Source organism: Pseudomonas bohemica (assembly GCF_002934685.1).
GTDB lineage: Bacteria > Pseudomonadota > Gammaproteobacteria > Pseudomonadales > Pseudomonadaceae > Aquipseudomonas > Aquipseudomonas bohemica.
On record NZ_NKHL01000111.1, the window covers coordinates 156,364 to 165,104 of the forward strand.

General features: G+C 56.9%; 8 protein-coding genes. 4 read left to right on the plus strand and 4 right to left on the minus strand.

What is annotated here, in order from left to right:
- The first annotated feature begins 127 nt into the window (after window positions 1–127).
- Entirely contained in the window at window positions 128–616 is a 489-nt protein-coding gene (locus CE491_RS17015) for a hypothetical protein (protein ID WP_110949492.1), read from the plus strand.
- 306 nt (window positions 617–922) lie between these two features.
- Here CE491_RS17015 and CE491_RS17020 read toward each other — a convergent pair whose 3' ends face one another.
- Window positions 923–1,744, minus strand: a complete 822-nt coding sequence (locus CE491_RS17020) for a DeoR/GlpR family DNA-binding transcription regulator (protein ID WP_110949493.1) — start codon at window positions 1,742–1,744, stop codon at window positions 923–925.
- Between the two features lie 296 nt (window positions 1,745–2,040).
- On the opposite strand from CE491_RS17020, the gene CE491_RS17025 reads away from it, so the two are divergent.
- Together CE491_RS17025 and CE491_RS17030 are read left to right on the plus strand one after the other, a co-directional pair.
- Complete coding sequence (locus tag CE491_RS17025; RefSeq protein WP_110949494.1) at window positions 2,041–2,427, plus strand: MAPEG family protein; 387 nt, start codon at window positions 2,041–2,043, stop codon at window positions 2,425–2,427.
- A 142-nt stretch (window positions 2,428–2,569) separates the two neighbouring features.
- Complete coding sequence (locus tag CE491_RS17030; protein WP_110949505.1) at window positions 2,570–2,995, plus strand: c-type cytochrome; 426 nt, start codon at window positions 2,570–2,572, stop codon at window positions 2,993–2,995.
- Window positions 2,996–3,077: 82 nt separating this feature from the next.
- On the opposite strand, the gene CE491_RS17035 is transcribed toward CE491_RS17030, so the two are convergent.
- Together CE491_RS17035 and ligB are read right to left on the minus strand one after the other, a co-directional pair.
- A complete protein-coding gene (locus CE491_RS17035) occupies window positions 3,078–3,482 on the minus strand; it encodes a DUF1090 domain-containing protein (RefSeq protein WP_110949495.1) in 405 nt (134 codons plus the stop codon).
- Between the two features lie 60 nt (window positions 3,483–3,542).
- The gene (gene ligB, locus CE491_RS17040) at window positions 3,543–5,228 is read right to left on the minus strand and encodes an NAD-dependent DNA ligase LigB (protein ID WP_110949496.1); all 1,686 of its coding nucleotides are present in this window, start codon (window positions 5,226–5,228) and stop codon (window positions 3,543–3,545) included.
- 192 nt (window positions 5,229–5,420) lie between these two features.
- Here ligB and CE491_RS17045 point away from each other — a divergent pair, with 192 nt between their 5' ends.
- Window positions 5,421–6,041 carry a LysE family translocator gene (locus CE491_RS17045; RefSeq protein ID WP_110949497.1) on the plus strand — a complete coding sequence of 207 codons (621 nt, stop codon included), beginning with the start codon at window positions 5,421–5,423 and terminating at the stop codon, window positions 6,039–6,041.
- A 70-nt stretch (window positions 6,042–6,111) separates the two neighbouring features.
- On the opposite strand, the gene CE491_RS17050 is transcribed toward CE491_RS17045, so the two are convergent.
- Window positions 6,112–8,682 (minus strand): Tc toxin subunit A-related protein, encoded by a 2,571-nt coding sequence (locus CE491_RS17050; protein WP_199885137.1) that lies wholly within the window; start codon window positions 8,680–8,682, stop codon window positions 6,112–6,114.
- Between the last annotated feature and the right edge of the window lie 59 nt (window positions 8,683–8,741).

Consider the following 8,741-nt stretch of genomic DNA (forward strand, 5'->3'; position numbering starts at 1 on the left):
TGGTCGGAGGCTTCTGTTACAGGGTGCCTCTCCCTTGACCTTTGCAGTTTCCGGATCAATATTAAATGTGTACTGATTGCTGAGTTCAGTCAGGGTGGAGCAAAGCATTAACATGGAGATTATCGCTATGCCTGCTATCAAGTTACATTTCAAAACTAATGTAAGTTCAGAAGCTACATTCGAAGGCTCTGTGGAGCCTGAGGGAATGACAGAATATTCATTTTCCGGCACGCTCATCGCTAGCAGCCCGCTCGATAGAGAAAATGCGGGTTTTGACAACGTCGTGCGACTGGGGCACGGCGGCTCTTCAGCAGAATATACGTATCTGGATTTCACCCTCTCTGGGAAATCCGATAATACCTTTAAGGTAAACGGCGAAGGAAAAAGGGCGCCGAATGAAACGGTGGATTTTCGTCTGGGTTTCAATGAGGGGTACGACGGTAGCTTCACGTATGGAGATAAAACAACTGCTGATTTGGGTGTGGTTGATGATAAATTTAGTTTCACTCGACAGGCAGCTGCGGGAAACCCCCCATCCGCTAAGGGGGAGTCGCTTGGTAGAGACTATTTGGTCGATGAAAAAGAAATATCAAAGGGCACTAAGCACGAATTGTGAGTGATTTTAAACGAAGTAACTCCGACAGAAGTTCTGCTGGGTTTACTGGCGGTACGTTGAATATTGGTTCGTCCGTAGGCGTTGCAGCTTCTTATTGCGCGACTGTCGGCTATAAACCGATGAGGGTAAGTTCGGATGTGTCTATCTAGTTCACGCGCAATGCGCCCGATGCAGTGCATCGGGCGTTTGTTTCGATCCAATACCATGCCCGGTCTTATTCGCGACTGAGGCGCAGCCCTGAAAGAAGGTGTCACGCCCGCTCGAACAGGCACAAGCAAGCTTGTGCGGACCAGTGTGTATCGAGCCTCAGCGTTGTTTCTCAACCGAAGCCAACATCACGTCTACCCCGAGGGCCTGAATGCTGTCTTGCGCAGCTCCCGCCAGGCCGTCATCGCTGATGATCGTGTCGAACTGTTCGAGCGCGGCCACTTTGTACATGCCGAATGTGCCGTATTTGGAGCTGGTGGTCAGCAACACACTGCGCGAGGCCGCTTGCATCGCCGCTTGCTTGACCTCGACCTTCAGCGCCGAAGGCGTAGTGGTGCCACGCTGCAGATCCCACGAGCTGGTCGACATGAACGCCACATCCGTAGCCAGTTGCCGCAATGTCGCCGCCGCCAGACCGCCTACGCAAGACTGGTTCGGATGGTCCAGCAAACCGCCGGTGTGAATCACATCCACATGGGTCGCATCGGCCAACGCATTGACCACACCGAAATCGTTGGTCACCACTGTCATGCCGGACAGGGCGACAATGTACGGCACGATCTCCAGCGTGCTCGTCCCGGCGTCCAGGTAAACCGTCATCTCCGGGTGCAACAATCCCGCTGCCAGTTTTGCCATGGCCTGCTTGTGCGGTAGCTCGATCACCGCCTTGGACTGATGGCTGGGCTCGCTATGCACCTGACTGGCGATGCGCACACCACCGGTCACCGAATAGGCGCGGCCGCTCTGTTCAAGCAAGGCGATATCGCGGCGGATGGTCATGTGCGAGCAGTCGAACATCTCCATCAACTGATGCACGCTCAATACTTGATGCTTACGCAACTGGCGCAGCATCAGCTCCCTGCGCTGATCGGGAATCATGGGCGCTGCACCACTGACGGTGGTGTCTTCTTCGCTGGACATTCAGGCTCCTGGGGCATCGACATGCGGCTGTGGTGGCAGGCATCTTAGCCAATCATTTGCGTTGTGGCAGCTGTGAGAGACAGGGTGCCCAGACGTGGGGTTGATGTAGCGCGCTGCAAAAAATCCATTATTCTCTGTGGCGCCTGGAAAAACCGCCCGGTTTTGCCGAGGTAGCAAAGTGCTCACGCATGCCCGTTCTTCTCAAAGAACCTTTCCGCTGGCCGCAGCTCTTAGCTGTGGGCGGGTAATGCCTGGAGTGCTTCTGATGAAGCTCAAAATTCAAAAGGATGATGCAAATGACCGTTGCCTTCTGGTGCGTGTTGATCGTGATTCTGTTGCCGCTGGTGTGCACCTCGATTGCCAAGTTCGGCAGCGGCAAGTACGGCGCCCAGCAAAACCACAACCCACGTGATTTCCTCGACAACCTCGAAGGGCTGCCGCGTCGTGCCCATGCCGCTCAGCAGAACAGCTTCGAAGCGATTCCAGGTTTTGCCGCCGGGGTGATCATCGCCCATGTGGCAGGCGTCGCGCAGTTGGTGACCATCGATGTGCTGGCGGTGTTGTTCGTCACCAGCCGCCTGCTTTACATCATCTTTTATCTGGCCGATCTGGCGGCACTGCGCTCGCTGGTCTGGTTCATTGGCCTGGCGCTGGTCGTTGCGTTGTTTGGCGTCTCTGTCTGACCGGGCTGCCACAGTGGTTTTTTATGCCGCCCACAGAAGATACTGGCGGCGATTGTTTTCAGCCTAGGGCCGCCATGCAGTTTAAGAGCATTGCCGTGAACAAATCGCCGTGAGCAGTTCGTTTCTAAAAGTCGTCGGCCTGATGCTGATTGCCGGTTTGACGCTGAGCGCGTGCGGCGGGGTGGACCCAGATTCGCCGCTGGGCCAGCGCAAGGCCATCTTCAAACAGATGCTCAAGACCAGCGAGGAGGCCGGCGGCATGCTGCGCGGGCGCCTGCCGTTCGACGGGCCGAAGTTCGCCGAAGGCGCGGTGAAGCTGGATGCGTTGTCCCACGAGCCGTGGAAGCATTTTCCGGCAGTCAAAGAGTCTGAGCACACCAGCGCCAGAGACGCTGTCTGGCAGCGACAGGCCCGGTTTCAGGAACTGGCCCGGGCGCTGGAGGCCCGAACCGACGAGCTAGTGGTGGCCACGCAGCAACTTCAGCTCACCCCCGCAAACGTGATCCCGCCGATGAACAACGTCGAAGATGCGTGCGATGCGTGTCACAAGGAGTTTCGGGACCACTAAAGAGCGGCGTCAAGCTTCAAGCCGCGAGTGAGTTCATCGACGCGCCGAGCTTGCCGCTTGTGGCTTAAAGCTCCTGGCTGCTTTATTCGTCGTCTTCATCCGGCTGTAGCTGTTCCAGTTTCTGCTGCTCGTCCTGCAATTGCTTACGCGCTTCGGCCAGCTTGTCCTTGCGCTTGTTGACCTTGTCCGGGTCGCCCTTTTTCATGGCCTTGTCCAGGTCTGCCTGGCGCTGGCTGACTTCCTTCTTGGCGTCGAGCACCTTGTTTTCCTGCTCCTTGGTAAGGCCCTTGTCAGTACAGTGCTCGGTATTTGCGCTCAAAGCGTTTTGCAGCCCAGCCTGCTGGTTATTGTTGCCTGCGGCTTTGGCCTGATCGAGCTGAGTCTGAATCTCCTGACGCTTGGCCTCACACAGAGGCTCGGCGGCGAAGAGCGGGGCGGCAAATAGCCCGCATGCGGTGAAGACCACCAGGGGCGACAAGAACTTCATGAATACTCCTTGAACATACAATCCCCGGACCGGCGATAACGCTGTCCGGGGTAACAATGACTAAAACCCCTCAATGCCTTCCTCACGCAATTGTCTGCTGAGCGCTTGCACCTGCGGGTCCTGAAAAAACGCATGTAAATGTCTGGCGCGGCCAGGTCCGATGCCGGGCTCGGCTTGCCACTGATCGATGCTGCGAGCCGACAAAGCCGACCATGAATTACCCAGATTCGCATCGGCGGCGGGCGGTAAACCGATGGCTTTGAGCCAAGTTTGGAACGATTGTTCGCGCGCCCCCTGAAAAGTATTCAGCAGTTTAGCCGCGCTCAGCTCACCAAGGCCGGGAATATTGCGCAGTTGCGCGGCTTCCAGGCGCATCCAGTCCAGTAAACCGTCAATCGCACCGGCGTTGATCAGCTTGTCCCAGGTTCCAGGTCCCACACCGCTGAGCGCAAGGCCCTTCTTGCCGCTGAGCCATTTCAGGCGCTCACGAAACTGACTTTCACAGCCCTCGGCCGGCTGCCAGCAACTGAGCGGGTGGTATTTTGCCGCATCGGGCACCTTCAGCGGCATACGCTCGACACTTCGTGACACAACTTCGTCCAGTCGCGCAATGGTCAGCCCAGCCAGGCTAATGCCCACCTGATCACCGGGGCGAACGTCCAGCGCCTGCCAGCGCTTGAGCGATCCTACGCTGACGCGGCTGATCGTGCGGTCATCCAGCTGCACCGGTTCTATATCCAGCACCGGGGTGATTTTCCCGCTGCGACCCACGTTGAAACTCACCTTGCGCACCTCAGCCAGCGCCTGCGCGAATGGGTATTTCCACGCTGCAATCCAGTACGGCGCTTTCGCCTGCCAGCGATCTGCCGGAGGCCGCTCTCCCTGACGCAACACAATGCCGTCAGTGGCGAAGGGCAGCGGATTTCGGTACCAGCGCTCACGCCATTTCTTCGCTTGAGCAAAATCCGCGAACGGCTCGCTGAAGCGCAGGCTGTCTTCGAACCCCAGCGCTCGCAAACTCGCCAGACGCTCGCGCATGCCCACAGGCCCTTGCGGCCAATCCCAGACGAACAGACCGATCTGAGCGCCTTGGATAGAGGTGATTTCATTTCGCGCCAGCAGCCCCGCGACCTTGCTGCGAGCATTGAGGCTGCCCGCTTGCGACTGCACGTGGTCGCTCAGCTTCCAGTACAGCTCGCCCTGCAACACCAACGCCTGCTGCCACGCCACCTGAGCGGGGATGGCTTCGATCAGCCGGGCATGGGTGGTCCAGTCCTGGCCTTTGGTCCCGTCGCCCCGGCTGATCGCCTTGAGCAACTTGCCATTCTCATAAACCAGCGTGACCGCCACGCCATCCACTTTCGGCTGAACCCACAGATCATTGCGACCCTTGAGCCAGCCTTGCACCGCGGATTCGTCACGCAGTTTGGTGAGGCCGGTGTGTGGTACGGGATGGGCATGGGTTCCGGCGGCGGTCTTGAGTGGGTTGTCGTCGTGAGAGGAGTGGGTCGAAAAGCAACCGCGTAATTGCGCAAGCCGCGTCACTGACTTGTCATAAAGCTCATCCGCTACCAGAGAAATCCCCTGGCGGTGGTAACCGTCGTTCCATCTGTCGATCTGCTCTTGCAGTGCAAGCATCTCGCTTCGGGCTTTCGGCACAGGCCAGTCAGGGCAGCTTTGCGCGCTGACGGCGTCGAGGTACAGGGCGAGCAACACACAGGTGGCAGAGCGTGAGAAAAGCAGCATCGAAGCGTCCTTGCCTGGAGGAGAGGTCAGCAAGGCTAGAAGCGCAGCCGCGAGGCTTGATGTTGTTCTGGTTACCGGGTTTGTCCGTGTGCGGTACAGTCGGGTGCCAATTCGTTGTCCAGCTGTCCCTTGAGCCGGTTCAGCGCAAGTGCAAAATGGTGTTTCCACCCAGCGCCTAAAAGGACATCCACAATGGAGCTGTCGACCCTCGCCGTTTTCATCCCCGCTTGTTTCGCCCTGAACATGGCTCCCGGCCCCAACAACCTTCTGTCGATCAGCAACGCCTCCCGCTACGGCTTCGTACGCGCGTGCAGCGGTGGACTCGGACGGCTGCTGGCCTTCGCCATCATGATCGCGCTCGCGGCAGTGGGCCTGACTGCCGTACTGCATACCTCGGAGTGGCTGTTTCACGGGATCAAAATCGTCGGTGCGGCATATCTGTTCTACCTGGCCGTGCAACTGTGGCGCGTCCAGGCCGACAGCCATGTGGACGAGACCGCGGTGCAAGTCGGGGTTGGGCGATTGGCGCGTCAGGAATTTGTGGTGGCGATTGGCAACCCCAAGGCAATCCTGCTGTTCACCGCGTTTCTGCCACAGTTTGTAGACCACTCCGACGCCGTCATCCTCCAGTTCGTACAGCTGGGTGCGATGTTTCTAGCGCTTGAGTGCTTTGCCATTGGTCTGTACTGCTGCATGGGCATCCACGCCCGTCGGCTGTTTGCCAGACCTAGCGGCAAGCGTTTGTTCAATCGGGTGTGTGCGGGGTTGTTGGCTGGCGCAGCCTCGTTTTTGCTGGTGGCGCGACGGGCGTAACGCAAAAAAACCTGCCGATTGTCGTCGGCAGGGGACTTAAGGACTTGCTATTGGCTTGAATCGAAGCGCGTCAGGTTTTTTTGACCAAAGTGCTATTCCCCGGCAATGCCGTATAAACCAGATTGATCCGGATATCCTCAACGGCATCTTTTAGCGACTTGGCAATATCGGCGTCAGGGATGTGCAGTTGCCACTCTGAAATGGCGCCGGTGCCCTCGAACGGCAAGTAGCGTCCGTCATGGAACATCAACTCATAGACCCACTCGCCTGGCGAATACCCCAGACCGTCCTCTTGTACCTGGGATGACAACGCTATCTGCTGCTGCGCCCGGAGATTACGCTTGATACTCGGCGGGATCTTTTCACCTCCATTTTTCAGGTAATCGATGCCATCCTCGTTAGGCTCGATAAGTGTCGTGTTGGCTGTCTGCGTGAGGATGGCGGCCACCTCGTCCAGTGATTTGTTGGCGTTCAGTACCAACGATACCGATACGTGTTTTAACTGACGCAGATAGTGGCCTGGATAGTTCTTATCGAAGTCGCTAGCCCTGAGCCCGAACGCCAGTGCGTTGCTTTCAGGGAGAGCTTTAATGCTGCTCTCCCAACTTTCGCCCAGTAACTTCTTGAGACTGAAGCTCTTCTTGATCGTCAGTCGACGTTCGTTGGCCAGCAGGTACGCGTTCTCCATTTCCTGTAGATCGACAAGCAGCGACTCACCGGCGAGCATGCCTTTGTATGAATCGCTCCAGGCGCTGGTCTTGATGAATGCCTCACGCTTGTAGTCACCTATCTCGAAGCGCCATGCCGACTCCAGGCTCAGGCATAAAGACAAAACCGCGTCGTAGGCTGCACCGTAGAGCAGTTCCTGACGGGCGACCAGCCAGTTGTAGATCGGGATGATGGTGAAGCCGGTGGTCATAGCGACATAGGCTTCTTCCAGGTTTGCACGCTCCTGCTTGGCTTGCTGCAGGCTGATGATGGAAGCGTTAAGTTCGACGTTGGTTTCTTGGATTTGCTGACCGACCAGTTTGATGTCCCATTCCGCCTGACGCATATCGAATGTCCATCCGGTCGCTCGACGTTCATAGCCTGACTCGGCTTGAAGCTGATTTGCAAAAAAGCTCAAGGCCGTACTGGACATGGACATGGCTTTCGATCCCATTCGAGTGATTTCCGCGGGACGGGTACCCCCCACGGCCAACCCCAGGATGGTAGGTACCACGCCGTCGATACCTCCGGCGACGATTTCTGCCGGAATAGCTGCGTACTTCAGTACGCCCGCTGTCCAGATCAGTGCCGTTGCGGCCTCCTCTCGAGGCGACCGGCCGACTTCCAGCAGATTGGCCCAATGATTCCTTCTGAATTCTGCAGCCTCAAGACTCAACTCAAGTTCACGTTTTTTGGCGGTTATGGAGTTTATGTTTTCTTTGCACAACTGCAGGGTGAAGTCGGAAATCCTGATTTCCTGGGTCTTCAGTAAGACGGACAGCGTTGTATTGAACTCATCCTCCATCAATTTCATGTAATGCCGCCCCATATCCAGCAACTGTTGAGCAGCGGCGCGAGCAGTTGGTAGCACTTGGCGGAAACGGTAGGCCGGAATCGACGCTCTGTCGCTGTTATAGCTGGTGGGGACGATACTCAGCCCGCCTTTAGCGCTGGCGAACGGGTCGCCACCCTCGTCGCCCCAACCCAGATTGGGCAAGGCTTTGCCGTCAAGGGTCAGGCCATGTCGTAGATTGTAGAGACGGCTTTCCAGGATTTTCCTGGCCTCGATTACACGCTTATTGATCGGGATGCGGAAGCTGTTCTCCGTCACCGAGGCCAGTTCCACAGGACTCCAGCGCGATACTGCGGCGCGTTCGGGCAGCGGCCCGATCAGCTTCAGCGCCTGCTGATAGCACAACCACGCATGGTTGAGGGTGCTCAGGGTGAGCTGTCGGTAGTAGTGGTCACCCTGTTTTTGCCAGTGTTCAACGACATTCAGGAACACCGCCTGTCGATAGTAGCGAGAGAGGATGAATGCGCGCGCTACAGGATCGACCTGCCTATTGAGTTCGGATGTGAGCGTGCCTACTTCCGCCAGAGGCCGGGTATTCCAGTAAGCGGGACGGCCGTCATGGTCCGGCAGCGCACGATAGGGATCGAACAAGTAACGCAGGTACCAGGTTTCTGCCTCTTCAAACTGTTGCTGTTCGGTCAGTCGCGAAGCAATGAGTGCGGGCAAATGCAGGAACAGCTCGCGAAAGTACAAGCCGTTGGCGCCGTGGAAATCCACGCGCGGGTCAGGCTTGGCGGGATCAATGGTCGGCTCTTTTAACTGTTGAGTGCCCCAGCTGATTGCAGTGTCCACGCTTTGCGTGGCTCGCGCGACGAGGTTTTTACCGAAGAGCGTATTTAGTCGGACTTCGTTGGATGCAAGCAGTGGCTCCAGCTCTGTGACTGAAGACAGGTCAAGGTATTGGGCCTGATTTTCTTTTTTTTCTATTGTAATATCCCATAGTTCATCTGTTTCTACTGCAGGGAAACGGAAATCGTACTGCTTGGTAACTACCATATTTTCCCGCTTTTCCCAGCGGAAAACTTCAATGTCGAATGTATAAAGTCCGTCTTTGGAGTATTGAATCGCCCCTGGTTTCATAGACACCTCCAAGCCTCATAATGAGGCCCAAATAGGAGGTGCCATGAGTCGTCAGCGTT